The organism is Arthrobacter sp. A5 (genome assembly GCF_051131705.1).
Lineage (GTDB): Bacteria > Actinomycetota > Actinomycetes > Actinomycetales > Micrococcaceae > Arthrobacter_M.
In genome coordinates this window covers 3,799,855-3,824,509 of sequence record NZ_CP180316.1, presented here as the reverse complement: position 1 = coordinate 3,824,509, position 24,655 = coordinate 3,799,855, and the positions used below count along the sequence as shown (strand labels likewise).

At 65.9% G+C, this 24,655-nt stretch carries 24 protein-coding genes and 1 tRNA gene; 15 read left to right on the top strand and 10 right to left on the bottom strand.

Annotation, left to right across the window (positions count from 1 at the left end):
* Nucleotides 1-37: 37 nt before the first annotated feature.
* From ACLLJI_RS18135 to ACLLJI_RS18125, 3 genes are read left to right on the top strand one after another with little or no spacing between them, the layout of a single operon-like run.
* On the top strand, nucleotides 38-934 hold the full coding sequence (locus ACLLJI_RS18135) for a histidine phosphatase family protein (protein WP_434615212.1): 897 nt from the start codon (nucleotides 38-40) through the stop codon (nucleotides 932-934).
* Nucleotides 921-2,189: a sensor histidine kinase gene (locus tag ACLLJI_RS18130; RefSeq protein WP_434615209.1), complete on the top strand. Its 1,269-nt coding sequence runs from the start codon at nucleotides 921-923 to the stop codon at nucleotides 2,187-2,189. Before ACLLJI_RS18135 ends, ACLLJI_RS18130 begins: the two co-directional genes overlap by 14 nt.
* Entirely contained in the window at nucleotides 2,186-2,863 is a 678-nt protein-coding gene (locus tag ACLLJI_RS18125) for a response regulator (protein ID WP_434615206.1), read from the top strand. The genes ACLLJI_RS18130 and ACLLJI_RS18125 overlap by 4 nt, the downstream gene beginning before the upstream one ends.
* A 32-nt stretch (nucleotides 2,864-2,895) precedes the next feature.
* Here ACLLJI_RS18125 and ACLLJI_RS18120 read toward each other — a convergent pair whose 3' ends face one another.
* The 3 genes from ACLLJI_RS18120 to ACLLJI_RS18110 all read right to left on the bottom strand — a co-directional run bounded on the left by ACLLJI_RS18120 (nucleotide 2,896) and on the right by ACLLJI_RS18110 (nucleotide 4,329).
* The gene (locus ACLLJI_RS18120) at nucleotides 2,896-3,003 is read right to left on the bottom strand and encodes a hypothetical protein (protein WP_434615203.1); all 108 of its coding nucleotides are present in this window, start codon (nucleotides 3,001-3,003) and stop codon (nucleotides 2,896-2,898) included.
* Nucleotides 2,988-3,635, bottom strand: a complete 648-nt coding sequence (locus tag ACLLJI_RS18115) for a VOC family protein (RefSeq protein ID WP_434615200.1) — start codon at nucleotides 3,633-3,635, stop codon at nucleotides 2,988-2,990. The genes ACLLJI_RS18120 and ACLLJI_RS18115 overlap by 16 nt, the downstream gene beginning before the upstream one ends.
* Before the next feature lie 205 nt (nucleotides 3,636-3,840).
* Complete coding sequence (locus ACLLJI_RS18110) at nucleotides 3,841-4,329, bottom strand: YajQ family cyclic di-GMP-binding protein (RefSeq protein WP_283558892.1); 489 nt, start codon at nucleotides 4,327-4,329, stop codon at nucleotides 3,841-3,843.
* A 294-nt stretch (nucleotides 4,330-4,623) separates the two neighbouring features.
* Between ACLLJI_RS18110 and ACLLJI_RS18105 the strand changes: the two genes are divergently transcribed.
* Both ACLLJI_RS18105 and ACLLJI_RS18100 read left to right on the top strand, forming a co-directional pair.
* A complete protein-coding gene (locus ACLLJI_RS18105) occupies nucleotides 4,624-4,899 on the top strand; it encodes a hypothetical protein (protein ID WP_434615197.1) in 276 nt (91 codons plus the stop codon).
* 117 nt (nucleotides 4,900-5,016) lie between these two features.
* Nucleotides 5,017-5,098: transfer RNA gene (locus ACLLJI_RS18100), tRNA-Tyr, on the top strand.
* Between the two features lie 325 nt (nucleotides 5,099-5,423).
* Here the strand turns inward: ACLLJI_RS18100 and ACLLJI_RS18095 are convergent.
* Nucleotides 5,424-5,675: a hypothetical protein gene (locus ACLLJI_RS18095; protein ID WP_434615194.1), complete on the bottom strand. Its 252-nt coding sequence runs from the start codon at nucleotides 5,673-5,675 to the stop codon at nucleotides 5,424-5,426.
* 164 nt (nucleotides 5,676-5,839) lie between these two features.
* On the bottom strand, nucleotides 5,840-6,058 hold the full coding sequence (locus tag ACLLJI_RS18090) for a hypothetical protein (RefSeq protein ID WP_434615191.1): 219 nt from the start codon (nucleotides 6,056-6,058) through the stop codon (nucleotides 5,840-5,842).
* Between the two features lie 262 nt (nucleotides 6,059-6,320).
* Here ACLLJI_RS18090 and ACLLJI_RS18085 point away from each other — a divergent pair, with 262 nt between their 5' ends.
* Both ACLLJI_RS18085 and ACLLJI_RS18080 read left to right on the top strand, forming a co-directional pair.
* On the top strand, nucleotides 6,321-6,902 hold the full coding sequence (locus ACLLJI_RS18085; protein ID WP_434615188.1) for a GNAT family N-acetyltransferase: 582 nt from the start codon (nucleotides 6,321-6,323) through the stop codon (nucleotides 6,900-6,902).
* Nucleotides 6,903-6,911: 9 nt separating this feature from the next.
* The gene (locus ACLLJI_RS18080) at nucleotides 6,912-7,409 is read left to right on the top strand and encodes a GNAT family N-acetyltransferase (RefSeq protein WP_283558887.1); all 498 of its coding nucleotides are present in this window, start codon (nucleotides 6,912-6,914) and stop codon (nucleotides 7,407-7,409) included.
* 78 nt (nucleotides 7,410-7,487) lie between these two features.
* On the opposite strand, the gene ACLLJI_RS18075 is transcribed toward ACLLJI_RS18080, so the two are convergent.
* Nucleotides 7,488-9,590: a glycogen debranching N-terminal domain-containing protein gene (locus ACLLJI_RS18075; protein ID WP_434615184.1), complete on the bottom strand. Its 2,103-nt coding sequence runs from the start codon at nucleotides 9,588-9,590 to the stop codon at nucleotides 7,488-7,490.
* A 65-nt stretch (nucleotides 9,591-9,655) separates the two neighbouring features.
* On the opposite strand from ACLLJI_RS18075, the gene ACLLJI_RS18070 reads away from it, so the two are divergent.
* From ACLLJI_RS18070 to ACLLJI_RS18060, 3 genes are all read left to right on the top strand, one after another.
* A complete protein-coding gene (locus ACLLJI_RS18070; RefSeq protein WP_434615181.1) occupies nucleotides 9,656-10,090 on the top strand; it encodes a MarR family winged helix-turn-helix transcriptional regulator in 435 nt (144 codons plus the stop codon).
* A gap of 113 nt (nucleotides 10,091-10,203) precedes the next feature.
* Entirely contained in the window at nucleotides 10,204-11,469 is a 1,266-nt protein-coding gene (locus ACLLJI_RS18065; protein WP_434615178.1) for an MFS transporter, read from the top strand.
* Nucleotides 11,470-11,617: 148 nt separating this feature from the next.
* Complete coding sequence (locus ACLLJI_RS18060) at nucleotides 11,618-12,034, top strand: thioredoxin family protein (protein WP_283558883.1); 417 nt, start codon at nucleotides 11,618-11,620, stop codon at nucleotides 12,032-12,034.
* A gap of 29 nt (nucleotides 12,035-12,063) precedes the next feature.
* Here the strand turns inward: ACLLJI_RS18060 and ACLLJI_RS18055 are convergent, their stop codons facing one another.
* The 4 genes from ACLLJI_RS18055 to ACLLJI_RS18040 form a co-directional block, all read right to left on the bottom strand.
* On the bottom strand, nucleotides 12,064-12,342 hold the full coding sequence (locus ACLLJI_RS18055) for a putative quinol monooxygenase (protein ID WP_434615174.1): 279 nt from the start codon (nucleotides 12,340-12,342) through the stop codon (nucleotides 12,064-12,066).
* A 135-nt stretch (nucleotides 12,343-12,477) separates the two neighbouring features.
* A complete protein-coding gene (locus ACLLJI_RS18050; RefSeq protein WP_434615171.1) occupies nucleotides 12,478-13,470 on the bottom strand; it encodes a DNA-3-methyladenine glycosylase family protein in 993 nt (330 codons plus the stop codon).
* Between the two features lie 159 nt (nucleotides 13,471-13,629).
* Entirely contained in the window at nucleotides 13,630-14,820 is a 1,191-nt protein-coding gene (locus ACLLJI_RS18045) for an SLC13 family permease (protein WP_434615168.1), read from the bottom strand.
* A gap of 9 nt (nucleotides 14,821-14,829) precedes the next feature.
* The gene (locus ACLLJI_RS18040; RefSeq protein WP_434621645.1) at nucleotides 14,830-15,741 is read right to left on the bottom strand and encodes a LysR substrate-binding domain-containing protein; all 912 of its coding nucleotides are present in this window, start codon (nucleotides 15,739-15,741) and stop codon (nucleotides 14,830-14,832) included.
* Nucleotides 15,742-15,871: 130 nt separating this feature from the next.
* Between ACLLJI_RS18040 and ACLLJI_RS18035 the strand changes: the two genes are divergently transcribed.
* The 5 genes from ACLLJI_RS18035 to ACLLJI_RS18015 all read left to right on the top strand — a co-directional run bounded on the left by ACLLJI_RS18035 (nucleotide 15,872) and on the right by ACLLJI_RS18015 (nucleotide 24,314).
* Complete coding sequence (locus ACLLJI_RS18035; protein ID WP_434615165.1) at nucleotides 15,872-19,399, top strand: bifunctional proline dehydrogenase/L-glutamate gamma-semialdehyde dehydrogenase; 3,528 nt, start codon at nucleotides 15,872-15,874, stop codon at nucleotides 19,397-19,399.
* 191 nt (nucleotides 19,400-19,590) lie between these two features.
* Entirely contained in the window at nucleotides 19,591-20,298 is a 708-nt protein-coding gene (locus ACLLJI_RS18030) for an alpha/beta fold hydrolase (protein WP_434615162.1), read from the top strand.
* 153 nt (nucleotides 20,299-20,451) lie between these two features.
* A complete protein-coding gene (locus ACLLJI_RS18025) occupies nucleotides 20,452-21,837 on the top strand; it encodes a cystathionine beta-synthase (RefSeq protein WP_283558876.1) in 1,386 nt (461 codons plus the stop codon).
* 13 nt (nucleotides 21,838-21,850) lie between these two features.
* Nucleotides 21,851-23,011: a cystathionine gamma-synthase gene (locus tag ACLLJI_RS18020; RefSeq protein ID WP_434615159.1), complete on the top strand. Its 1,161-nt coding sequence runs from the start codon at nucleotides 21,851-21,853 to the stop codon at nucleotides 23,009-23,011.
* Between the two features lie 631 nt (nucleotides 23,012-23,642).
* Entirely contained in the window at nucleotides 23,643-24,314 is a 672-nt protein-coding gene (locus ACLLJI_RS18015) for a transglycosylase family protein (RefSeq protein WP_434615156.1), read from the top strand.
* The last annotated feature ends 341 nt before the right edge of the window (nucleotides 24,315-24,655 follow it).

Below are 24,655 nucleotides of genomic sequence, written 5' to 3'. Positions count from 1 at the left end.
CGAACACTTCGACCACGCTTTTCAGGGACAATTGAGCATGCGACTGATCCTCATCCGGCACGGCCAAACGCCGTCAAATGTACGCAACCTGCTGGATACGGCGGTGCCTGGCCCCGGTCTGACCGACCTTGGCCGGCGGCAGGCGCTGGCCATCCCGGCCGCGCTGGCCTGGCTCAACGGCACGGATCCGCTGGCGGCGCTCTACGTTTCCAACCAGACGCGGGCCCAGCTGACCGCGGCGCCGCTGGCCGCCGCCTTGGGGCTGGAGCCCAGGATCCGTTCCGGGCTGCGCGAGATCAGTGCCGGGGGGTTGGAGATGCAGGGAGATCTGCAATCCATCGGGGCCTACCTGGAGGTGGTGCGGGACTGGATCCAGGGCAAACCCGAGATCCGGATGCCCGGGGCCGACACCGGCAACGACGTCCTGGCGCGTTTTGACGCCGTCGTCCGGGAGGCCGAGCTGGCGTCCGGAGGTGGCACGGTCGCCATGGTCAGCCACGGCGCCATGATCCGCACCTGGTCCGCCTGCCGCGCCGGCAACCTAGACCCGGAACATCGGGAAAATTATGCGCTCAGCAATACCGGCATCGTGGTGTTGGAAGGCTCGACGACGGCGTTGCCCGGTAAGGCTGGGTCCGGCACCTCTGCGTCCCGGGCCGCCGGCGGGACGGGTGGCGGCGCCGCCAACGGGCGCGGCCGGGACCGGACGTGGGAGGTGGTGAGCTGGCAAAGCCAGCCCGCGGGCGGCCTGGCTCTGGCCGACACCACAGCGGACGGGCCAACCGACGATTCGGATGCAGACGGATTCGCCCACGGCCCGAGCGCCACCACCGCCTCAGGCCCCGCTGCCGGGCCTGCCGCTGGCTCTGCGGCTGGTCCCGCGGTCGGCGTGCGCCTGGAGCAGCCGGGATTGCGGCGCAATGCCAGCGACTAAACGTCTCGATCTGGCTGCACAGATGGCAGCAATGCCGCGGTTGAGACTGAAAAAAATCAGCTGGGCGTGGTTGGGCTTCATCACCGCCTGCGTGGCCCTGATGGCCGTCGGCGCCCCACTGAACGTGAATCTGTACAAGATGCCGCTCCCCTTCGCCCTGGGCATGGCCATTCTCCATACCGGCTCCCTGGCCTTGACGGTGGTCCGTCCCGTGCCCGGCGGGCTCCTGTCCCTGCTGCCGCTGGCGGTGATGCCGCTGGTCTCCACGCCGCCGGGCTCCGCCCCGATGCCGTTCAGCGTGGTCGCAATGCTGACTCAGATTCTAGTGATGTGCGTGGCCGGTCTGCGGAGTTACTGGATGCTGCCGGCGGTGATCTGGCTGCTGAGCATCTTCATCGGCGTCGCGGTGAATTATCGGGGCATGCCTGCCTACGTTCCGCTGGGCGCTGAAATGAACGTGGTCGTGTTCGCCTCGGTGTCCGGTGGCCTGATGGTGGCGGCCGTCATCACCCAGCAGTGGCAGAACATCCGTCGGCAACTCCTGGCGGAACGCAACGTGTCAGCGGAAGAACAGTCCATGCGCCGTCTCGCCGAGGAAAGGGCCCGGATCGCCCGTGAACTGCACGACGTGGTGGCACACGGAATGTCTATTGTGGTGGTCCAAGCCACGACGGCGCAGTACCGTCATCCCGATCTGGACAAGACACTGAAACAGGAATTCGATGACATTGCGGCGAACTCCAGACGGGCCATGACGGAGATGCGCAGCATGCTCGGTGCACTGCGCAGCGACGGCACGGCCCGCGATCTGTCCCCGCAGCCCGGGCTGACGGATATTCCCCAGCTGGTTGCGGCTGCGCGGACGGCCGGCGTTGATGTCGCCGTCGATTCGGACTCGGAGAGCCTGGGCGCGGCCGAGGCCGTCGATGTCAGCGAGGTCATCGGCCTGACGGCATACCGCATCGCCCAGGAGGCTCTGAGCAATGTGATCCGGCATGCGCCGGGGGCCACGGTTACGCTCTCCCTGCGCCCGATAGCACGGACGCTCCAGCTGGAGATCACCAACGGGCCTTCCGGAATCGGCGCGGTGCTGGCGCAGCTTGACCGTACGCATCCCGGACAGGGACTGATCGGGATGCGGGAGCGGGCCAGCATTGTCGGTGGATCCGTGCAGTGCACGCCGCTGAGCAACGGAGGCTTTTTGGTCAGGGCCACACTGCCGCTGGTCACGATGGGAACGGGCGGGACGAAATGACGATTCGCGTGTTGTTGGTGGATGATCAGGCCATGGTGCGGGCCGGATTCGCGGCCCTGCTGGACGCCCAGAATGACATAGACGTCGTCGGTCAGGCGCAGGACGGCGCCGAGGCCGTGAGTCTGGCAGCGGCGCTGATCCCGGACGTGGTCCTGATGGACGTGCGCATGCCGGTCATGAACGGACTCGAGGCCGCCCGGAAAATCCTCGGTTCAAAGGACTCCGCGCACGAGGCGGCCACGACGCACGTGCTCATGCTGACAACCTTTGACGCGGACGACTATGTTTATGACGCCCTGCGGCTCGGTGCCAGCGGCTTCCTGCTCAAGGATGCGATGGCCGACGAGCTGGTGGCGGCGGTCAGGATCGTGGCCGCCGGTGAAGCGCTGCTGGCACCGTCTGTCACGAGGCGTCTGATCGAGCAGTTTGCCAACAGCCAGCCCCGACCCGCGCCCTGCACGGAGCGGCTCGGCGGCCTGACGGAACGCGAGCGCGAGGTGATGGTTCTGGTGGGACGAGGCCTTTCAAATCAGGAAATTGCCGCCGAGCTCTACATCGCGGAGCAGACGGTCAAGACGCATGTCAGCAAAATCCTGTCCAAACTCTCACTCCGGGACAGGGTGCAGGCCGTGGTGCTGTGTTACGACACGGGGCTGGTCAAACCCGCCGGATGACCTCGGTCCCGGCGGGTCCGATCAGCGGCCGGTCAGACGTTTTCCTGATCGATCTTGAACATCGCACCCGTCGGGTCCGCCAGGGTTGCCAGACGTCCAAACGGAGTGTTCTCGGCCGGCTGGATCAGCTGGCCGCCCAATGAGAGCGCCTTCTCGATGGCCGCGTCGGTATTCTCGACGCCGAAATAGACCTGCCAGTTCGCCGGGACACCTTCGGGCAGGAAAGCCGATGCGTCCAAGATGCCGGCCTGGCGCCCTCCGCGGCCCCCAGCGTGGTGTAGCGGAATTCAGGGGTATCACTCATGACGCTGGTTTCCCAGCCGAAGACATTTTCGTAGAATTTCACAGCCGTGGCGTAATCGCGGGTGTGCAGCTCATGCCATACCGCGGCGCCGGGCTCACCATGGGCCTGGAAACCCGTATGGCCACCAAATTGCCATACGCCGACGGCCGCGCCGGAGGCGTCACCGATCATCCCCATGCTGCCCTGCTCCGGTACCACCATCGGCGGCATAAAAATCTGTCCGTCGGCTGCCGTCACGGCTTCCACCGCGGCATTGATATCCTCCACCCGAAGGTAGATTGTCCAGACATCCGGGTAACCGGACTGCCCGTCGTTCTTCATCAGGCCAGCCACGGACCGGCCGTCCTTGAACGCGGTGGTGTAGCCGCCGTAGGTTTCCTGATCGCCGACTTCATAGTCCCAGCCGAAGAGTTGGGCGTAAAATCCTTGGCTTTGTCCGGATCCGAGGTCATGAGGTCGATCCAGCAAGGAGCACCGGGGGTGACGTCAGGGTTGGCCATGGGTGATCCTGTCGTGGGAGGGAAAGGGAGGCAAGTGCGACTCTATTCCGACCCACCGGCAGGATCAAGGGGTTGGCGGAAGCGGGCTCAGCCTCGAAGCCGGGGGCACACCGCGATGAAGGTGCGGGGCAACATCGTCATCGCGGGGACGCCCCGTCGTCGGCAGGCAGCCCTTAGCGGAAGTTGATGAACTGAAGGTCAGCATCCTCGAAGTTCTTCAACAGGGCCATCGTGGCTTGAAGATCGTCGCGGCTCTTGGAGCTCACGCGCAGCTCGTCGCCCTGGATCTGCGATTTCACGCCCTTCGGCGCCTCGTCGCGGATCAGCTTGTTGATCTTCTTGGCGATGTCCTGCTCGATGCCTTCCTTAATGGAGGCCTCCAGCCGGTATTCCTTGCCGGAGGCGAAGGGCTCCCCGGCGTCCAGTGACTTAAGCGAGATTCCGCGCTTGATCAGCTTGCTTTCGAAAACATCCAGCACGGCCTTCACGCGCTCCTCCGAGTTCGCCTTCAGCAGGATCTTTTCACCGCTGAAGTCAATTTCGGCCCCGATGCCTTTGAAATCGTAGCGCTGGGCCACTTCCTTCTGCGCCTGGTTCAGAGCGTTGGCGACTTCCTGTTTATCGACTTTACTGACGACGTCGAATGTTGATTCACTGGCCATGTGGTCCTCCACTTAATCGGAACTGATTGCACAAACGGTCTGGCTACTAGCCTAGCCCGGTGACCGAAGGCATGAGAGAGGGCGACGGCGGCAGCCGGCAGCGCCGTCGTCGAGCCTTAAGCTCGACACACTTCGACGAGCCTGATTGCGGCAGTGTCCGAACGTGAATTGGGACAGTGCCGAGGCAGAGCGGTCGACGGTCACGGTGCAGCCGTTCACAGTCCGTTCCAAGCGGACGGTAAGCGGGAGCACAATCAGGTCAGCGAGTGTTGAACGGTCTAGGAGTTCGTCCCGATGAAGGAGATCAGTATGTCCACCGGAAAACCGCGCAGATACATCGTCAGGGGCGCAAAGGTCGCAGCTGGAACCATGCTTGCCGCGGCCACCCTGGCTGCTTCCACCGCGTTTTCCGGCGTTGGGACCTCAACGCCTTCTCCCGCAGCCGCGTCGTCCCGCATCGACGGCGTGCATGCGGATCTGGCCCACGCCGTTGCCCTGCGGCAGGTGACGCAGGAGCAGGCCGGCCGGTTCGAACAGCAGCTGATCCGGCGCATCCAATCGGATGCATAACCGCGACCGGAAACGGACAGCGGCCCGATTCGATTCTTGGCCGAATTCCTAGTATTGTTTTAGTGCTTCCACTTGTTGGAAGCGATGCCGATCCGGACTCCGGAACGGCAGGCCCGCGGCAGATTACCCGAGCGGCCAAAGGGGGCTGACTGTAAATCAGCTGGCAACGCCTTCACTGGTTCGAATCCAGTATCTGCCACCGCAGTAGCAGCACGGAATGCAGACCCGTTCGGATCTCTTCGGAGATCCGGGCGGGTCTTTTTCATTGCCCCTTGGCCCCGGACATCGGCACTGCCTTGCACGCATGGGCCGGACCATGCCTATCCCGTTCAGCTCAGCCGATGTGAGGATTTTGGGCTCGTCCTCATTTTCCGGGGTCGATGAGGGAGTTGTCGATTGGGGTATCGCTGGTGGATGCCTCAAGGATTGACCATGTTCTGGGGCGGCGCTCGTCATGCGTCTGTGAGGGGGCGGAGAAGGTGTGAGCGGGCGGGAAGGAAGGGGTGACCGGCACGCACTCTACTCTAGGGCTGGGTTTCGGGCTCGTGCTGGGTTTCGGGCTCCGTCGGGCGGACTACATCGATGGGCCCGGTGAGGGCTTCCACCTCCGAGACGGACAGAAATGATGCTTCAGCCACCGCCTCAACGGAACCGCCGTGTGCTACAGCCTCGGATACGGCGTCCTGCAAAGTCATCGTCGCGGCGTCCCGCTCAAACTCAAGGGTTTCCAGATCCGCGGCTGCTATGCGGACTTGTTTTAGACTGTCATCACTCATGGAAACCGACCTTCATGACTATGGCCGCCGTTACCCGTTGCTGAGGACTGGGCCTCGCTGCCGACGGCGAATGTTTACCCTAATCATAGGGTCTGATTTCCCCGATATACCGCCGCCGGCCGCGGTATATCGGCGCAGGCACCCAGCCAGCCTCCGCAGGCCTGCTACTCGATCTGGTAGCCGTCCTGCTGATGAACCAGCCGCCGTCCGCGTCCGCCGTCGAGCTGTATCCAGACCGTGCTGCGGTCCTCCGTCATGGCGTCCACTCGGCCGGTCAGCCGCCAGCCGTGCGGATCGATCAGGCAGATCGGCTCGTCCCGTTCGAGCGCCGGCCACGGACCTGTGGTCGCAGTGGGCTGCGCAGGGTTGCTATGCCGTCTCATTTCTGCCTCTTCCATTTCTGCCCTTTCAAAGCCATCGCACCTTGCTGTCTAACCGAGCCAACGTCTTCAGTGTGAGGACCCGCAGTGAACCGCCGGTTAATACCCTGTGGACGGCAGCTGTCGCCTTCGGCAGCTGTCGCCTTCGGCGGGCGGCAGTCGTCTGCGGCTGGGGAGCAGTCGCTCTCGGCCGGCGGCCGTCGTCTGCGGCGGGCGGGCGCGCGGGGACTGTCCGCGCCGCGAACCGCAGGGTAGTCTCTGGTGAATGACAAGTAGTATCGGCGAGGACTTCTGCTCCGCCGGGACGGAGCACCTCCTTCTGCGCCGACCGCGGACGTCCGATCTGCAGGCGGTGCACCTGATCCATGCAGATCCCGCCACGAACGTGTATAACCCCGCTGGGCCGGACCTGGACATGGCAGCGAGCGCGCGCCGTTTGCAGGAGTGGATCGGACATTGGGATCGACATTCCTTCGGCTATTGGGCAGTGGAGAGCCTGGATTCCATGAAACCCGAGGGCGCCGCCGGCGTCATAGGATTTGCAGGCCTTCGCCTGACCCGGTGGCTGGATCAGAACGTGCTGAATCTGTATTACAGGTTGGCCCCGGATGTGTGGGGGAGGGGGTTTGCGGTCGAAGCGGCGCGGCACGCGTTGCTGCTCGGGGCACGGCATTTTCCCGATATCCCGGTGATCGCCAGGACGAAGCCGGAAAATATTCCGTCCCAACGGACCGCCTTGGCCGCGGGCCTGCTCCGCCGAAAGGATCTGGACCGGGATGACGGATCCGGACAATCTGTCATCTTTTCAACCCACACGCCGGAACGCACCGACAGGACCGCGCAGTAGTTGCAGCGGATGGCTGTTTTCACAACGGACCGGCTGATGCTGGATGAGATGACCAACGCCGACCTGGACGAAGTGGCGGCCCTGCTCGGCGATCCGTTTGTCATGCGCTACTACGCCGCCCCGCGTGACCGCGCCGGAGCGCAGCGCTGGATCGACTGGAACAGTGACAATTACCGCGCGCACGGCTTCGGTCTGTGGAAAATCACGACGCACGACGGCGGGTTCGTGGGGGATTGCGGCCTCACCGTGCAGACCGTCGATGGGGTCCAGGAAGTGGAGATCGGGTACCACGTTCGGGCGGAAATGCAGCGGCGCGGCTATGCGACGGAGGCCGCGCGGCGCTGCGTCGACTTCGCCAGGGAGCGGGAAATCCGGCGCATCATCGCGATCGTCCACCCGGACAATCTGCCGTCCCAGAAGGTGGCGGGGAACCTCGGCCTGACTTTGGAACGACAAACGGTAGACGACGGCGGTGCCGTTCAGCTGATCTTCGGCCGGACACTGTAGTCGGGTTTGTCCCGCGGAGCGCGGCCAGCTTCCGGTCGTCGCGTCGTCCCGTCGTCCCGTCGTCGACGAACCGGCCACTTAGTCCAAGGCGTCGAGAATTGGTGCGGCGGCGGCAGCCGCCCAGGCCTGCGGGAAACAGGACATGGGGTACGGCACCGGGACGGGAGCCTGCCGCCGGGAATAGCCGGCGAACAATTCCGGGAGGCGGTAGTTAAACGCTTCCGCCGCATCCAGCAGACCACCGGCAACCCGCCGAGCCGCGTCCACATGCCCGTCCGTGCGGAGCCCGGCCACAATGATGGCAGTGTCATGGGTCCAGACGGACCCGCAGTGGTAACTCAGCGGCCAGTAGCCGGCATTCGTATTGGAGAGGGTCCGAATGCCGAAGCCGGTGAACAGATCCGGCGCCAGCAGCCGTTCGGCCACGGCACGGCTTTCGCCGGCGTTCAGCAGCCCCGTTCCCAGCAGATGGCCCATGTTGCTCGCGGCGCTGGGGACCGGACGTTTCTGGGCATCTAAAGCGAGGGCGGGGAAGCGTCCGGACTCGTCCTCGCACCAGAATTTGTCCCGGAAGCGGCGTTGAAGGTCTGTGCCCCAGGCCCGCCAGCGGGATGCGGAACGGCCGAAAGCCGTCAGCAGTGCCGAGCCCCCCATGGCCGCCTCGTACGCATAGGCCTGGACCTCGCAGAGCGCAATCGGACCGGATGCCAACGCACCATCAGGCCAGCGGACCGCGTCGGCGGAATCCTTCCAGCCCTGATTGGCCAGCCCCGTTCCGGTCGGATCGATGTATTCGAGGAAACCGTCACCGTCGGAATCCCCGTACTCCACCATCCATTCCAGCGCCGCTTCACAGGGATCCAGCAGCACTTCCACCTCATCATCGGGGAGACCGGCCTGCCATGCGTCGTGCAGCAGGCAGACCCATAGCGGCGTGGCATCCACCGTACCGTAGTACAGCGGCGGGAGATGAAGGGCCGCGCCCTGGTGCTCGCTCGGAATACTGAAACCTCCCCGCCGCAGCTCGTGCAGGATTTTCCCCGGCTCCTGCGCCGTGGCGGGATCGTCCGTGGTGCCTTGAAGCGCCGCCAGCGTCCGCAGGGTACCGGCCACCAGCGCGGGATCGCGGGTCAGCAGAAGGCGTGCCGCCCAGAGCGAGTCTCGACCGAACAAGGTGAAGTACCACGGTGCCCCGGCCGCCAGGAACGTTTCTGTGGACCCTGACCCGGCGTGTTCGCCCGGTGCTGCCGGCCTGCGGACGGACAGACGCAGTCCGGCCAGGTCCGAGGAAGCTTGCGCCACCAGCCCGACAAGCCTGTGGTCCGGTTTTTGGCCGCGGTTCTGGCCGGACTCCAGCTTCGGCTGCTGCCAGACCGGTGCCGCCGTAATGGGCGAAAGCGGATCGGTCCCGGTCAGGTGCCAGCCGAACTCCGCGGCTCCGTGCGGCGACAGCGTGATGGAATGGACGACGGCGCCGACACCTTGCGCCACCGGGTTTGCTTTTGCGGTGCCCGGGTCGGCGGCGCGCGTATCCGTCGTACTCGCCGCGCTGGTTTCCGCGGTGACGACGGCCGACGAGCTGACGCCGTCGGCCCTGCTCCAGCGGTGCGTTCCACCGCCGGTTTCGGGCCGGAGCGTCCGGGTTTTCATTCCACCCCGGACGGAGTCCATACCGGCAAGATCCGCGCCGAGGTGCAGCCCCAGTTCCATCGTGACTGCCGTTGAAAGGGCGGACGCGATACGGATGGTTTCGTGGATTCCCTGCGGCGTGACCAGCAGGGACCTAGTCACCTCGCACGGCGGCGACAGGACGGCGGGACCCGTGCCTCGGAACATGAAGCGGGCCTCGATCAGCTGGCCACCTGCCGCCGGCCTGACCTGCGCAGTGATGGCCTCCGGTTCCTGGCCGTCGATGGTCACGATGGCACAGGAGAGGATCCGTGTGTCGCCAAGGTAGGCGCCTTGCGCCGCCGTGGGACGCAGCTGTCCATCGGCACCGAGCCAGAGCTGATACGGGGCGGCGACCGCCGCTACCAGGGTGTGCAGCAGCGGCTGCCGGGAAGGGACGTCGTCGTCGTGTCTGTTGTCGCGACCGTCGTCGTGTCCGTCGTCGTGGCCGTCGCCTCCATCACCGTTCCCGTCATGGGTGCGGTCGTCGTAGCTGTCATCGGTGCTGGCCATAATTCATTCCACCACTTCCATCACGTTTTGACACTTAGGCAGTCTAACTATTAGGCTACCTAAGTATGGGAGACGAAACGCTGCATGTGCTGGCCGGCCGCTACCGGGAGAGCCTTCGCCGCGCCGTGTACCTGATCAGGTCGCTGGACGCCGAGGGGGAGCTCAGCACCGGGCAGGTCAGCACCCTGAACATCGTTGCTGAAGGGTCCGTCCGCGTCAGCGAGATCGCCCGCAAGGCCGGCGTGCGCGTTCCCAGCGCCACGGAGCAGATCATTAGGCTGGAAAACGCCGGTCTGGTCAAGCGGACCCAGGACGTGAAGGATGCGCGCGCTGTCCTGGTCAGCCTGACCGCGGCAGGCCGCGATGCTCTGGAAGCCGCTAACCATGTCCGCAACGCCTTGCTTGGCGCCGGGTTGGCGACGCTAACCCCTGCAGAGCAAGACGCGATTGCCCACGCAATTCCGGCAATGAACAAACTCAATGCGGCCATGACCGGATAGTCGGTGGCCCAGGAACCGGGCGGACGCTGGACGCAGCAGCCGGCAACCGACCGTCCGAAGCAGGGCATTTTGCAGCCCTAAATATTTTGCAGCACTACGCATAAGGAGGAACCGTGGCAGCCAACAGGGCAGCTAACACGACCCAAGGAGTTGGGGAAACAGACGCAACAGACGCAACAGCCGAAATAGAAGACACGCTGCGGGCGGAGAAAACGTCCATGCTCCAACAGCCGAAGGCTGTCTGGGCCGTGGCGCTCGCGTCCGTCTTCGCCTTCATGGGCATCGGGCTGGTGGATCCGATCCTGCCGGCGATCGCGGAAAACCTGCAGGCCACGCCAAGCCAGGTTTCTCTGCTGTTCACCAGCTACTTCCTGGTCACCGCGGTGGCCATGCTCATTACCGGGTTTGTGTCCTCGAGGATCGGCGGTAAGAAAACGTTGCTGATCGGGCTGGGCATCATCGTGGTGTTCGCCGCGCTTGCCGGAACATCCGGAGATGTGTTCACCCTTGTCGGATTCCGCGCCGGCTGGGGGTTGGGCAACGCGCTCTTCGTCGCCACGGCCCTCGCCGTCATGGTCGGCGTGGCCAGCGGCGGCAGTGCCACCGCCATCATCCTCTACGAGGCGGCCTTGGGACTGGGTCTTTCGCTCGGCCCCCTGGTGGGGGCGCTGCTGGGCGGCTGGCAGTGGCGCGCGCCGTTCTTCGGCACCGCCACCTTGATGGCCGCGGCGTTCATGGCGCTGATGATACTGCTGCCCAAGACACCCGCTCCGGCCAAGCGCACCCGGCTGCGTGACCCGCTGCTGGCCCTCGCGCACCCCGGGCTGCGGACCACGGCGGGCAGTGCCCTGTTCTACAACTACGGCTTCTTCACCATCCTGGCATTCACACCGTTCATTCTTGGCATGAATGCGTATGGGATTGGCGCTGTTTTCTTCGGCTGGGGCGTCGCGGTGGCCGTGTTCTCCGTGTTCGTTGCTCCCGTGCTGCAGCGCCGCTTTGGTCCGGTGAAGACTTTGCTGGGTTCCCTCGGCGCATTGCTGCTGGTGCTGGTGGGATTGGGCCTGGCGGCGGGACATTCCGTTCCAACGATTGTGGTGCTGGTGATCATCGGCGGTGCCCTGCTGGGCATCAACAACACTCTCTTCACCGAACTGGCCATGGAGGTCTCGGATTCGCCGCGGCCCGTGGCCAGTGCCGGATACAACTTCGTCCGCTGGCTGGGCGGCTCGATTGCCCCCTTCGCCGCGGCGAAACTGGCCGAGCACTTCGGCGCCCCGGTGATGTTCTACACCGCCGCCGCCGCACTGCTGATCGGCATGCTGATCATTGTGGGTGGCCGCAGGTACCTGGCAGCGCACGCCCCGCACGGGGTGTAGCTCCATCGGGACGGGCCGATAGGTGACGACGGCGGTCCGTTCCGTGCCCGCACACAGAACGGACCGCCGTCGTTATTCCCACTCACGCGGTCAGCGAAATCCGCCGCCGTCACTGGTGCCCTCGCATCGCCTGCCGTAGCGTTAAGGCATGGCTACAGTTGATATCACGACAGAATCATTCGGATCCACCATCGAGGGCAATGACATTGTCCTGGTCGATTTCTGGGCGTCCTGGTGCCAGCCGTGTGTGCGTTTCGCGCCGACCTACGATGCCGCGTCGCAGCAGCACGATGACGTTGTCTTCGCCAAGGTCGACACGGAGGCCGAGCAGCAGCTCGCCTCCGAGGCCAACATCACTTCGATCCCGACGCTGATGGCCTTCCGCGAAAAGGTGCTGGTCTTCTCCCAGCCTGGCGCGTTGAACGGCCCGCAGCTCGATGAGGTCATCACGGCCGTCAAGGCGCTGGACATGAAAGAGGTCCACGACCATGTGGCCCGGCAGCAGGCCGAGGCTCAGGCTCCTGCCGCTGAAGGCGACGGCGCAGCCGCCGGCGAGATCATCTAGGGCTTCCGCATCAGAATGCAGGGCCCCCGTCAGCTTCGGTCGAGCTGCACGGGCTCGGCCAGCAGTGCGCTGAGGGACTCGTTGAGGTCCTGCACGGCGATGCCTTGGCTGTGTTTGTCCAGATCCACCGCCGATTCCCACCGCTCCGTGAGCACAATGCGTTCCTCGCTGTCTTCGGTGATTTCGTAGCGCAGGCAGCCGGGCTCCGTGACGACCTGCTCGATCGCAATCTCCAACGCCAGTTTCATACGGACGTATTCGCCGTCATTGGGGACGAAGGTGGCCGTCAGATCAATGGTTTCACTCATGGAACCAGCCTAACCGGGGTTTCCGATCGCCTCTTGCCGCTGATTTGGACAAGTGCCCTGTGAATGGACAAGTGCCGTGGAAATTCCCACGGCACTTGTCCATTTCCGCGGCGTGCCGCGGAGCAGCCCCCGGGGTTAGTGCCGGCGGTGATCCTGGATCGTCATCCGCGGCCCAAATGCGGGCTTGTGGAATCCACTCAGCCCCAGCATCCGCACCACGCGCTGGCGGTGCCCGCGCCATGGTTCAAGCAGCTCGCACATGCCGGCGTCGTCCACCGGCAGCCCGGTCAGCGCCCGGCCGACGAAAGCCGCCAGATGATAGTCACCGACCGAGATGGCATCCGCGTCGCCGTGGGTCCGTTGGGTCACTTCCGCTGCCGTCCAGATGCCGATACCTGGAATGGTCTGCAGTTTGACCGCGGCCTCGGAAGCGGAGAGCGCGGACAGGCGCTCCAACGACGACGCCACGCGGGTCACGCGCATGACCGTTGCCGAGCGCTGCGGGCCCACTCCCGCCTCGTGCCAGTCCCAGGATGGGATCCGGGCCCACTGTTCCGCGGTGGGGGCGACCATCAGACCGGCAGGAACAGGGCCGTTGACCTGCGCACCTGGCGCGGGTGAGCCGAACTTCTGCACCAGATACCGGAAGCCGTGGCGGGCCTCCTTCATCGTAACCTTCTGCTCCAGCACCGCGGGGATAATGGCATCCACCATGCGGCCGGTGGCCGGCAGGCGCACTGCGCGGTTCCGCCGTCGGGCCTGGGTCACGAGGCGGGGGAGTGTTGCCTGGAAATCCGGGTGGTCGAAGCTTGTCCAGTCATCGCCGGCGCCGAGCAGAGCAGGCACGCTTGCCAGCGCTGGAGCCGCTCCCGGACCCCAGGCCCGCGCCGTCACCGCTTGTTTTCCTGCCCCTTGTGTCCCTACCCCGCTGGACGTGACCGTGAGCCGGATAGTGGCGGCCCCAGTCGGAGTGCCGAAGCCCAGCCACGCAACGCTGCCGGCGAGCATGATCGTGCGGTCCGCGGCGCCGCGCGGGAGTATCCCGAGTGTCTGGCCCAGATCGAATGGACCTTGGGGCTGCCACACCACATCCGGCGCATCGGGCTCCAGAGTGGGGGCTACGGTCATCCCTCCATGGTCGCATGCGCGGCCGGGCAGCGGCGATTTCCGCCGTGCGTCCTGCGGCACTTTCCCTTCGGGATAAAGGCCTTAACAGCGAGGGGCGTCGCGGTCGCAGGCGGAGTTTGCGATGAACGGGTGTGAAGGCCAGGGGGCTGGACGGGCCGTTCAGGCAGGCAGGCCGGCGCTGAGCCAGAGCGAGAGGACCGCCAGTGGAACGACGACGACGACGGCGGCCAGGCCAGCGAGGGCGAACCCGCCCCAGGAGATGCTGAGCCCCAGGGATTTGAGGCGTTCGTGCCAGAGCAGCGTGGCCAGCGAGGCCCACGGCGAAACGAGTGGCCCCATGTTGACGCCGATCAGCAGGGCGGCCAGCCGGACGGGTGAACCCGCCACCGGCTCCAGTGCCAGATAGGCAGGAAGATTGTTGACGCCGTTCGCCGCCAAGGCCCCGATTCCGCTGAGACGGAGCAGGGACGTGAAGCCGTCCCCGTGACCGGACACCTGCGCCAGCAGCGCGGCCAGGCCATGCGTGTGCAGGGTCTGCACCACCATAAACAGCCCGATGGTCAGCAGCAGCGGTCGCCACGGCACCATGCTCCAGCGCACGGCGGCGTGCCGGCGAACGAAGAAGAGGGCCAGCAGGAAGAGCGCGGCGATACCGGACGGGATGAACACCGGGACGCCGGAAACGAGTGCGGGCAGCAGCAGCAGCACGATCGCACCGGCCGTGACCAGCAGCGGGCGGTCGGCGTCCGTCGCTCGGGCCAGCGGACGGTATCTGCCGCGCAGGTCCCGGCGAAAAATCAGCCACAGTATGAGGACCGGAAGCAGGACGCCGACAACGGACGGCGCCCAGACCAGGGCGGCAAAACGCACCGGCGAGGTATCCAGCTGGTGCTGCGCCAGCAGGTTGGTCAGATTGGAAACCGGCAACAACAGGGAGCCGGTATTGGCCAGCCAGATGGTGGTTAGCGCGAAGGGCAGCGGCGGGATCTTGGCATGAATGGCCAGCAGCACCACCACCGGAGTCACCAGCACGGCCGTGGAATCGAGGGAGAGGAACACCGTGCTCAGGGTGGAGAGAAGGACGACGAAGAGCCACAGCACCAGCACCCTGCCCCGGCCGCCGCTGTTCAGCCCACGCAGGGCAATCCACCCGGTGAGCGCGCGGAAGACGCCGGCCGCGTCGGCCAGCTCGGTCACCAGCGTCATTGCCGTAACGAAAAGCAGGATCGGCACGGTCCGTCCGGCCAGTGCCAGGAAATCCGGCCACGGCAGCGCGCCGGAGGCGAGGCAGCCCGCACCGGCCAGAAATACGACGGCGGGGATGGCCACATTGCGCGGGATCGTCACCACGTCACCATTTCACCGCGCCCCGGCTCCGGTGAGCTCCGCGGCACGCTTCAGAACCTCGCGGCACGCCAGGATGGCCGGCCGGCGCCGGCTGGCACTGCGGGCCGACGTGAACACGGTGCGGCGCGGCTGACCGGGAAGCTCAAGCAGCCGGACCGTCGTCTTGCGCCCCGTCCAAACCAGATCGGGCATCAGGGCGACGGCGTTGCCGGACTCGATCAGACGGATCTGGGCCTGCAGGTCGGCAGTCTCGTAACGGACGTCCGGCTCGAATCCCGCCTGCCGACAGGCCTGCTCGGCCCAATGGCGGGAGGCTGCGCCGCGCGGCTCCATCACCCAGGGGAGCGGCGCCGTGTCCGCGAGGGAGCCGATCGCCTCACCGCCCGGTGCCGACGGCGGCGTGGCGAGGCGGATGGCGTCACTGGTGAGGGTGACGCGGTCGAGCTCGGGGTACCGGGGGGCGGCATGGCCGGGATACTGCTCCGCGATCACCAGATCGAAGTCCCTGGCCCATGTTTCGTAGAGGGCCGTCTCCGGCTCCTTCTGCGTCATTTCGATCCGGACGTCCGGATATTCGTGCCGCATGATGGTCAGCGCATCCGGCATCAGCGCCAGCGCCGCGGATTGAAAAACGGCCAGCCGGACGGTTCCGGTCACGTTAGTCACTGATGCCGCCAGATCCGCTTCCGCGCGTTCCAGGGTTTCGAGCAGTTCGGATGTGTGGTCGATCAGGATTTGTGCCTGCGGCGTCAGCTGCACACGGCGCCCCGATTTTCGAAGCAGCTGGACGCCGGCTTCCTTCTCCAGAAGGGCCAGCTGTTGTGAGACCGAAGACGGACTGAAGTTCAGCGCCTCCGCGACCCCTGCGAGGGTTCCCCTGATCTTCAGCTCGCGGAGCAGACGCAGGCGGCGCACGTCGAGCATCGTTGTTCTCAATCCATCGAAGAGGCTAATGATTATTGATTAGAAAAGATCGCTTTTCCTGATTTGATACTAGTCACATACTGGAGGAACGAGCACCTAAAGACACCAGCAGAAGGATCCGATTCCCGCTATGACCAGCTCAACCCAGGAAGCCGCCGTGCCCTCCTCGAACACCGCGGGCTTCCGAGCGGGCAGTTCCGCCGCAGACCCGCAGGAACTCGCGGATGAAACGGTCGCCGTCGTACGACGTTGGCTGACCGACGCCGCAAAGGTGCCGGTGGACGTCTCCGCCAGCCGGCTCGCCGGCGTCCTCAAGGACCCGAACGGGCTGGACTTCACCGTCGGCTTCGTGGACGGCGTGATCCGGCCCGAAGATCCCGCCGTGGCTGGACGTAACCTGGCGGCCCTGGCGCCGAAAGTTCCGGCCTTCCTGCCCTGGTACATGCGCGGCGCCGTCCGCCTCGGCGGGGTGATGGCTCCGGTGATGCCGCAGTTGGTCATCCCGATCGCCCGCCGGGTGCTGCGCGAGATGGTGGGACATCTGATCGTGGATGCCACCGACGCCAAGCTGGGCCCGGCCATCGCCGGGATCCGTAAGGACGGCGTGGATCTGAACGTCAACCTTCTGGGCGAGGCCGTGCTTGGCGGGCACGAGGCGCAGCGGCGGCTGGAGGGCACCCGGAAACTGTTGGCCCGGCCCGACGTGGACTACGTTTCCATCAAGGAATCGTCCACCGTGGCCCCGCACTCGCTCTGGGGCTTTGACGAGGCGGTGGAGCATGTGGTGGACACGCTGACTCCGTTGTACCGCCTTGCGGCCTCCTTCCCGAAGCCCAAGTTCATCAACCTGGACATGGAGGAGTACAAGGATCTAAGTCTGACAATTGCGGTCTTCACCCGCATTCTGGACCAGCCGGAATTCAAAAACCTGGAAGCCGGCATTGTACTCCAGGCCTACCTGCCGGATGCGCTCGGCGCCATGATGCAGCTGCAGGAATGGGCCACCGCCCGGCGCGCTCAGGGCGGCGCTCCCATCAAGGTCCGCGTCGTGAAGGGCGCCAACCTGCCGATGGAACAGGTCGAAGCGTCCATCCATGACTGGCCGCTGGCCACCTGGGGCAGTAAGCAGGATTCGGACACGAACTATAAGCGCGTCATCAACTATGCGCTGACGCCGGAGCGCATTGATGCCGTCCGGATCGGCGTCGCCGGCCACAATCTCTTTGACGTTGCCTTTGCCTGGCTGCTGGCCCAGCGGCGCGGGGTGACTGCGGGAATCGAGTTTGAAATGCTGCTCGGCATGGCCACCGGACAGGCCGAGGTGGTGCGCAAGGATGTGGGCCGTTTGCTGCTGTACACCCCGGTGGTACACCCGGTGGAGTTCGACGTCGCCATCGCCTACCTGATCCGCCGTCTGGAAGAGGGCGCCAGCCAGGACAACTTCATGTCCGCGGTCTTTGAACTCGCCGACAATGAGGCCCTGTTCGAGCGCGAGAAGCAGCGCTTCCTCGACTCGCTGGCCAGCCTCGACGACGCCGTGCCGGCGCCGAACCGCAGCCAGGACCGTAACCGGCCGGCCAGCCCCGCGCCGGCGGACGGTTTCGGGAACACCCCGGACACGGATCCGGCGCTGCCGGCCAACCGGGCCTGGGGCCGGGCCATCCTGGACCGCGTCGCGTCCTCCACGCTGGGCAAGGCGACGGTGCAGGCCGCGACCATCACCGACGCGCAGACCCTTGACACCGTGATCGAGACCGCGGTGCAGAAGGGCAAGGCGTGGGGGGCGCTCAGCGGTGCCGAGCGCGCCGCCGTCCTGCACCGCGCGGGAGATGCGCTGGAGGCCCGCCGTGCTGGCTTGATCGAGGTAATGGCCGCGGAGACGGGAAAAACCATTGACCAGGGCGACCCGGAGGTCAGCGAGGCCATAGACTTTGCGCATTTCTACGCCGAGCGCGCCAAGGAACTGGACATGGTCGACGGCGCCACCTTCGTTCCGGCGAAGGTCACCGTGGTGACGCCGCCGTGGAACTTCCCGGTGGCCATCCCCGCCGGCTCGACGCTGGCAGCGCTCGCCGCCGGGTCCGCCGTCGTTATTAAGCCCGCCACCCAGGCCCGGCGTTCCGGCGCCGTCATGGTGGAGGCGCTATGGGAAGCGGGAGTGCCCCGCGACGTGCTGGCGCTGGTGCAGCTGGGTGAGCGCGAACTGGGGCAGCAGCTGGTGGCGCATCCCAGCGTGGACCGCGTGATCCTGACCGGCGGTTACGAAACCGCCGAGCTGTTCCGGAGTTTCCGCCCGGATCTGCCGCTGCTGGCTGAGACCTCGGGCAAGAACGCCATTATCGTCACGCCGAGCGCGGATCTGGATCTCGCGGCCAAGGACGTTGTCCACTCCGCCTTCGGGCACGCCGGGCAGAAATGCTCCGCGGCCTCGCTGGTAATCCTGGTCGGCAGCGTGGCAACCTCCAAGCGCTTCCATCATCAGCTGGTCGACGCAGTCCGGTCGCTGAAGGTGGGCTACCCCGCCGACGCCACCGTGCAGATGGGCCCGATCATTGAGCCCGCGAATGGGAAACTGCTCAATGCGCTGACCACACTGGGCAAAGGTGAGAGCTGGGCCGTGAAGCCGGGACAGCTCGATGAAACCGGCCGGTTGTGGTCCCCTGGCGTGCGCTCCGGCGTGCGGCGCGGCTCCTACTTCCACCTGACCGAATTCTTCGGCCCGGTGTTGGGCGTAATGACCGCCGCCACGCTCGAAGAGGCCATCGCGATGGCGAACCAGATTGAGTACGGCCTTACCTCCGGGCTGCATTCGCTGGATTCGGCGGAAATTGGCGTGTGGCTGGACACCATCGAGGCCGGTAACCTTTACGTGAACCGCGGGATCACTGGTGCCATTGTCCGGCGCCAGCCCTTCGGCGGCTGGAAGAAGTCGGCCGTCGGTGCCGGCGGCAAGGCCGGTGGCCCGAACTACTTGATCGGTCTGGGCAGCTGGGTTCCGGCCGAGCTTGAGCCCGGGTCCAAAGAGGCGGCTGGGGCTCTGACGGCTGTCGCCGATCTGCCTCCTGTCAGCACGAAACTGTCCGCGGCCGCCAGGGCCGCCGGCAGCGCCCTTTCCACGGAGGAGGCCGCCGCGCTGGCCCTGGCCTTGCGCAGTGATGCGGCGGCCTGGGGCGAGGAGTTCGGCACCAGCAAGGATGTCTCCCAGCTCAGCGCGGAACGCAACATCTTCCGCTACCGCCCGATCCCTGTCACGGTCAGGCTGTCCGAGGGGGAGCCGCTGGTGTCCCTGCTCCGAGTGCTGGCCGCCGGCCTGCTGGCCGGATCGAAGCTCACGGTCTCCAGCGCCGTCGAGCTTCCTGTTTCCGTGACGTCCGCCCTGACAGAACTGGCGGCTGAGCACCTTACCGTGCGCATAGAGGACGACTCCGTCTGGCTGGCCCGTGCGGCACGGCTCGGCGCCGGCCGGATCAGGCTCATCGGCGGCGACAGCGCGGCCCTGAGCGCCGCCACCGGGGGGCGTCCGGACGTGGCCATTTATCCCGGTCCTGTGACGCCCGCCGGCCGGATCGAGCTCCTGCCGTTCCTGCGCGAGCAGGCCGTCAGCATCACCGCACATCGGTTCGGCACCCCGAACCGCCTCTCGGCTGCGCTGATCTGACCCGGGGGCGCCCGGACCAAATCCGCCGAGCGGCTCGGACTCTGAATTCTGGCCACGTTTTGGGAAATTGCGTCGGAAATTTCGGCGGGTCATCCGGATTGCCGGAGTGTCGTCCCCAAAGGTGGGCAGAACACGGAGCGGGGTCAGATTGCGCCCGGAGGTCCAAGGTACCCAGAGGGTAGAGTCTCGTCATGGACATCATCCTGGTTCCCGGTTTCTGGTTGGACGCCTCGTCGTGGTCGGAGGTCACCCCGGCGCTCGTCGCGGCGGGCCACCAAGTCCATCCGCTCACGTTGCCCGGGCTGGAGGCGGTGGATGCACCGCGGGCCGGGATCGGCCTGCGCGATCACATCGACGCGGTCGTGGCGAAGGTCGACGCCATCGACGGGCCGGTGGTCCTCGTCGGCCACTCCGGCGGTGGCGCCGTCATCCACGGCGTCGTCGACGCGCGCCCCGACCGTGTGGCCCGCGCTGTGTACGTGGACAGCGGTCCGCTCGGCGAGGGCGCAGCCATCAATGACTCGCTCCCGGTCGAGGGGGATGACGTGCCGCTGCCGCCGTGGGACGGCTTCGAGGAGGCCGACCTCACCGACCTGGACGACGGGCTGCGGGCCATGTTCCGCGCACGCGCCGTCCCGGAGCCCAGGCTTGTCACCTCCGACCAACAGCACCTCCACGACGAGCGCCGCTATGACGTCCCAGCCACTGTCATCGCATGCGAGTTCCCGTCCGCCGTGCTCGCCGAGCGGATCGAGGCCGGCCACCCTTACGTGGCGGAGCTCGCACGCATCCGTGAAGTGGAATACGTGGATCTGCCCACCGGGCACTGGCCCCAATTCACGAGGCCGGCGGAGCTTGGCGCGGCTCTTCTTGCCGCTGTCGACCGCCGCTCGAGGTGAAGCCTGCTGCCGGCGTCAAACTGTGACCACCTACCGGCGATTCATGCCGGGGTTCCCCGGCGTCTCGGAGGAGGACGCCGAGCTGGCCGGTGCGAAAGGCGCCAAAGCCCTGTCCGGTTAGCCCTGCGGTTGACCAGCCCATAACCTTGGAGTATGAAGTACGCCAACTCCGTCCTGGACCTGATCGGCAACACGCCCCTGGTCAGGCTGAACAAAATCACCGAAGGCCTTGCCGCCACCATCCTGGTCAAGCTGGAATACATGAACCCGGGCGGCTCCGCGAAGGACCGGATCGCGGTGAAGATGCTTGACGAAGCCGCCAAGGAGGGCCGGATTGCCCCGGGCGGGACCGTCGTCGAGCCGACCTCCGGCAACACCGGCGTGGCCATGGCGATGGTCGCCCAGCAGCGCGGCTACAACTGCGTTTTCGTGGTCCCCGACAAGGTGGGTGAGGACAAGCGCGCGGTGCTTCAGGCCTACGGCGCCGAGGTTGTGGTGACCCCGACGGCGGTGGCCGCGGACAGCCCGCAGTCCTACTACGGCGTCTCCGACCGGCTGGTCCGCGAGATTCCGGGGGCCTACAAGCCGGATCAGTTCTCCAACCGGAACGGCCCGCTGAGTCACTACGAGACCACGGGCCCTGAGATCTGGCGGGACACCGACGGCAAGGTAACGCACTTTGTCGCCGGCGTGGGCACGGGAGGAACCATTACCGGCGCCGGCCGCTATCTGCGCGAGGTCTCGGCGGACCGCGCAGAGCACGACGGCGGCGAGGTCCGGATCATCGGGGCGGACCCGGAAGGCTCGGTCTACTCGGGCGGAAGCGGGCGCCCATATTTGGTGGAGGGAGTCGGTGAGGACATCTGGCCGGCGTCCTATGATCCGGCGGTCCCGCACGAAATCATTGCGGTTTCGGACGCCGACAGCTTCGCCATGACGCGACGGCTTGCCCGCGAAGAGGGTTTGCTGGTCGGCGGCTCCAGTGGCATGGCGGTGGTGGCCGCGCTGGAAGCCGCAAAGGGGCTGGGACCCGATGACGTCGTCGTCGTTCTGCTGCCGGACAGCGGCCGCGGCTACCTGGCTAAAATCTTCAACGACAAGTGGATGCAGTCGTACGGCTTCCTCAAGATCCACGAGGAGCCGGCGATCGGTGAGGTGCTGCGGAGCAAGAACGGGCAGTTGCCGGCGCTGGTGCACATCCACCCCAACGAAACCGTCCGCGACGTGATCAACCTGATGAGCGAATACGGTGTCTCGCAGATCCCGGTGCTGACGCAGGAGCCGCCGGTGGTGATGGGTGAGGTGATCGGGGCCGTGGACGAGCGGACCCTCACCGGCAAGCTGTTCCGCGGCGAGGCCAAACTGACGGACAAGATCACCGAACACATGCAGCCGGCGCTGCCGATCATCGGTTCACTGGAGCCGATTTCCGCCGCGCGCAGCAAACTGCAGGACGTGGACGCGCTGATGGTGACCTTTGTCGGTGCGCCGGTTGGCGTGCTGACGCGGCATGATCTGCTGAACTACCTCAACGACTAAGGCAGGAACGAAGATGAGTCAAGGATTTAATACCCGCGCCGTGCACGCCGGCCAGGAGCCGGACGCCACGACGGGTGCCGTCGTGCCGCCGCTGTACCAGACCTCGACTTTCGCGCAGGACGGCATTGGCGTGCTGCGCAATGGCTACGAATATGGCCGCGGCACCAACCCGACGCGGGACTCGCTGCAGACGCAGCTCGCGGCGCTGGAGGGTGGGGAGCATGCGTTCAGCTTCGCGTCCGGGCTCGCCGCCGAGGATGCGCTGATCCGGGCCGCGTTGGTGCCGGGGGACCATATTGTGCTCGGCAACGACGTCTACGGCGGAACCTACCGGCTGATCAACAAGGTGCTGTCCGTGTGGGGGATCAGCAACGCAGCCGTGGACATGTCCGACCACGACGCGGTTCGGGCTGCCGTCGGGGCCGGCGGCCGCGACGGCAAGACCAAGATGATCTGGGTCGAGACGCCCTCCAACCCGATGATGAAGATCACCGATATCGCCGTGCTGGCACGGATCGCGGACGAGGCCGGGGCGGTGCTGGTGGTGGACAACACCTTCGCCTCCCCGTACCTGCAGACCCCGCTCGCTTTGGGAGCTGACGTCGTCGTGCATTCCACCACCAAGTACATCGGCGGCCATTCGGATGCCAGTGGCGGTGCCGTGGTGCTCAATGACGCGGCTCTGGCGGAGAAAATCGGCTTCGTGCAGTTCGCCGTCGGCGCCGTGTCCGCGCCGATGGAGGCCTGGCTGACCACCCGCGGGCTGAAGACGCTTGGCGTGCGGATGGACCGGCACTGCGAGAACGCGCAGCGGATTGCCGAGTGGCTGCTGACCCGACCCGAGGTGGAGCGCGTGCTGTACCCGGGTCTGCCCGATCATCCCGGGCACCAGCTGGCGGCAGGCCAAATGCGGAAGTTCGGCGGCATGATTTCCGTGCAGTTTGCCGGCGGGGAGGCTGCGGCACGCACCGTGGCCGAGTCCACGCGGGTGTTTACGCTGGCCGAGTCGCTGGGCGGGATCGAGTCGCTGATGAACTATCCGTCGGAGATGACGCACGCCTCGGTCAAGGGCACCGAGCTGGCCGTCCCGGAGAACCTGATCCGGCTCTCCGTCGGCATCGAGGATATTGAGGATCTGCTGGCGGATTTGGAGCAGGCCCTCAACCTGCTCTGAGCCGCCTCCTGTATCGATATCGATGGGTATGGACGGGGCGGGGGTCAGACCGAGCGCCGGTACGCGCGGAGGGCGCGCATCGCCACCCATGTCTGACCACGGCCAAAGCCGCCAGAAGCCCCAGATGGACGCCAATACGGGGCGACCTGCCTAGCCTGCCGCCCGACGATGACGACCCATTCGAAAGGGATATTAGCCGCCACATTCTGCACCCATTGCGTCGAAAGCCTCGTGTCCATGAAGGGATGCGGGGCCCGGCGCGGTGGGCAGCAGGCGTCGATTGGATGCCTGGGGACCGCACGGTGCACGCTGATTGTCGACTGGCGCACGGATGGGCACTTGGCGTGAGGGAGCTCCCTAGATCATCCAGTAGCCGGTTTCGTCACGAGAATATAACAATCTGGTCATTTTTGTATCGATTTGGCATCGGCCCCGGGGTGCTTTACCGTGGAAGAAGCCCTTCGGGGACGGCGGCACCACGAGGTGCGCCAAGAAAACGCCCGGGTCTGCCCTACACCGCACGCCGTCATGACGGCAGGCACCGGAAGTAACCTCCATACCAACAGGCTCGACGGCGACGCGAAGAAGTCCGGGGACGGGCGGAGTGCAGGTGGCCTTCGGAGCACCACTTATGAAGAACACTAAATTTGGCCGCAATGTGCGCCGTGGCGTCGCAGTTGCAGCAATCGCCGGTGCAGGCCTGGCTATTTCCGGAACGGCTGCCCAAGCGGCGCCGGAGAGTACCTGGGATGCGCTGGCCCAGTGTGAAAGCGGCGGCAATTGGAGCATTAACACTGGGAACGGCTTCTCCGGCGGCCTGCAGTTCACGCCGAGCACCTGGGCTGCCTACGGCGGAACGGGTGCACCCGAGAACGCGTCCAAGGCTCAGCAGATTGCCGTGGCCGAACGCGTTCAGGCCGGCCAGGGCTGGGGCGCTTGGCCCGGCTGCTCCGCCAAGTTAGGTCTCTCGGGTGGCGGCGGCGCGCCGGCGGCGGTTCCGGCACCTGCGCCGGTTCAGGCCCAGCCCGTTGCACCGGTCACCGTGCAGTCCGTAGCCGAGGCCCCCATTGCCCAGGCTCCGGTGGCCCCCGTGGCCCCCGTGGCTCCCGTGGCTCCCGTGGTCCAGGTTCCGGTTGCGCTGAGCGGGGAAACCTACACTGTGGCCTCCGGCGACACGCTTAGCACCATTGCAGAAAAGGTGGGCCTGGCCGGCGACTGGGAGGCCCTGTACAGCGCCAATACCGGCACGATCATCCATCCGGACCTCATCATGACAGGCCAGGTCCTGCAGCTTCCCGCTTAGCAGGCAATGCGGCATCGCCGCGGCCGTAACCATCACCACGGACGCAGCGGTGGATAAAAGTGTCCCGCCCGTCGAAAGCGCCCCGGTTCCATGAGAATCGGGGCGCTTTTGTGCCGTATTCAGGTTTCTGCCCGCTCTTGCAGCAGTCGCCGCCAGGTCTGGTTGCCGGCGTGCCGACGGCGGTAAGGGTTCAGCAACGTGGTTAATGCAAAGACGCGATGGAGGGGAATCCATGGAATCTCATGACGCGCGAAGTCAACAACCGGATCCGGGCGACTCCCTCCCGCGGTGCTACGGTCCCAGCGAAGGCCCCGTCCGGATTGTAGAAGTCCACGGCCCGG

What these genes read in the sequence shown, in the direction of transcription:
- ACLLJI_RS18035 (WP_434615165.1), top strand. Translation starts at nt 15,872, where the DNA reads ATGACCAGCTCAACCCAGGAAGCCGCCGTGCCCTCCTCGAACACCGCG.
- ACLLJI_RS18080 (WP_283558887.1), top strand. Translation starts at nt 6,912, where the DNA reads ATGGCTGTTTTCACAACGGACCGGCTGATGCTGGATGAGATGACCAAC.
- ACLLJI_RS18125 (WP_434615206.1), top strand. Translation starts at nt 2,186, where the DNA reads ATGACGATTCGCGTGTTGTTGGTGGATGATCAGGCCATGGTGCGGGCC.
- ACLLJI_RS18050 (WP_434615171.1), bottom strand. Translation starts at nt 13,470, where the DNA reads ATGACCGTAGCCCCCACTCTGGAGCCCGATGCGCCGGATGTGGTGTGG.
- ACLLJI_RS18020 (WP_434615159.1), top strand. Translation starts at nt 21,851, where the DNA reads ATGAGTCAAGGATTTAATACCCGCGCCGTGCACGCCGGCCAGGAGCCG.
- ACLLJI_RS18060 (WP_283558883.1), top strand. Translation starts at nt 11,618, where the DNA reads ATGGCTACAGTTGATATCACGACAGAATCATTCGGATCCACCATCGAG.
- ACLLJI_RS18030 (WP_434615162.1), top strand. Translation starts at nt 19,591, where the DNA reads ATGGACATCATCCTGGTTCCCGGTTTCTGGTTGGACGCCTCGTCGTGG.
- ACLLJI_RS18135 (WP_434615212.1), top strand. Translation starts at nt 38, where the DNA reads ATGCGACTGATCCTCATCCGGCACGGCCAAACGCCGTCAAATGTACGC.
- ACLLJI_RS18105 (WP_434615197.1), top strand. Translation starts at nt 4,624, where the DNA reads ATGAAGGAGATCAGTATGTCCACCGGAAAACCGCGCAGATACATCGTC.
- ACLLJI_RS18090 (WP_434615191.1), bottom strand. Translation starts at nt 6,058, where the DNA reads ATGAGACGGCATAGCAACCCTGCGCAGCCCACTGCGACCACAGGTCCG.
- ACLLJI_RS18025 (WP_283558876.1), top strand. Translation starts at nt 20,452, where the DNA reads ATGAAGTACGCCAACTCCGTCCTGGACCTGATCGGCAACACGCCCCTG.
- ACLLJI_RS18015 (WP_434615156.1), top strand. Translation starts at nt 23,643, where the DNA reads ATGAAGAACACTAAATTTGGCCGCAATGTGCGCCGTGGCGTCGCAGTT.
- ACLLJI_RS18110 (WP_283558892.1), bottom strand. Translation starts at nt 4,329, where the DNA reads ATGGCCAGTGAATCAACATTCGACGTCGTCAGTAAAGTCGATAAACAG.
- ACLLJI_RS18095 (WP_434615194.1), bottom strand. Translation starts at nt 5,675, where the DNA reads ATGAGTGATGACAGTCTAAAACAAGTCCGCATAGCAGCCGCGGATCTG.
- ACLLJI_RS18075 (WP_434615184.1), bottom strand. Translation starts at nt 9,590, where the DNA reads ATGGCCAGCACCGATGACAGCTACGACGACCGCACCCATGACGGGAAC.
- ACLLJI_RS18055 (WP_434615174.1), bottom strand. Translation starts at nt 12,342, where the DNA reads ATGAGTGAAACCATTGATCTGACGGCCACCTTCGTCCCCAATGACGGC.
- ACLLJI_RS18040 (WP_434621645.1), bottom strand. Translation starts at nt 15,741, where the DNA reads ATGCTCGACGTGCGCCGCCTGCGTCTGCTCCGCGAGCTGAAGATCAGG.
- ACLLJI_RS18070 (WP_434615181.1), top strand. Translation starts at nt 9,656, where the DNA reads ATGGGAGACGAAACGCTGCATGTGCTGGCCGGCCGCTACCGGGAGAGC.
- ACLLJI_RS18085 (WP_434615188.1), top strand. Translation starts at nt 6,321, where the DNA reads ATGACAAGTAGTATCGGCGAGGACTTCTGCTCCGCCGGGACGGAGCAC.
- ACLLJI_RS18130 (WP_434615209.1), top strand. Translation starts at nt 921, where the DNA reads ATGCCAGCGACTAAACGTCTCGATCTGGCTGCACAGATGGCAGCAATG.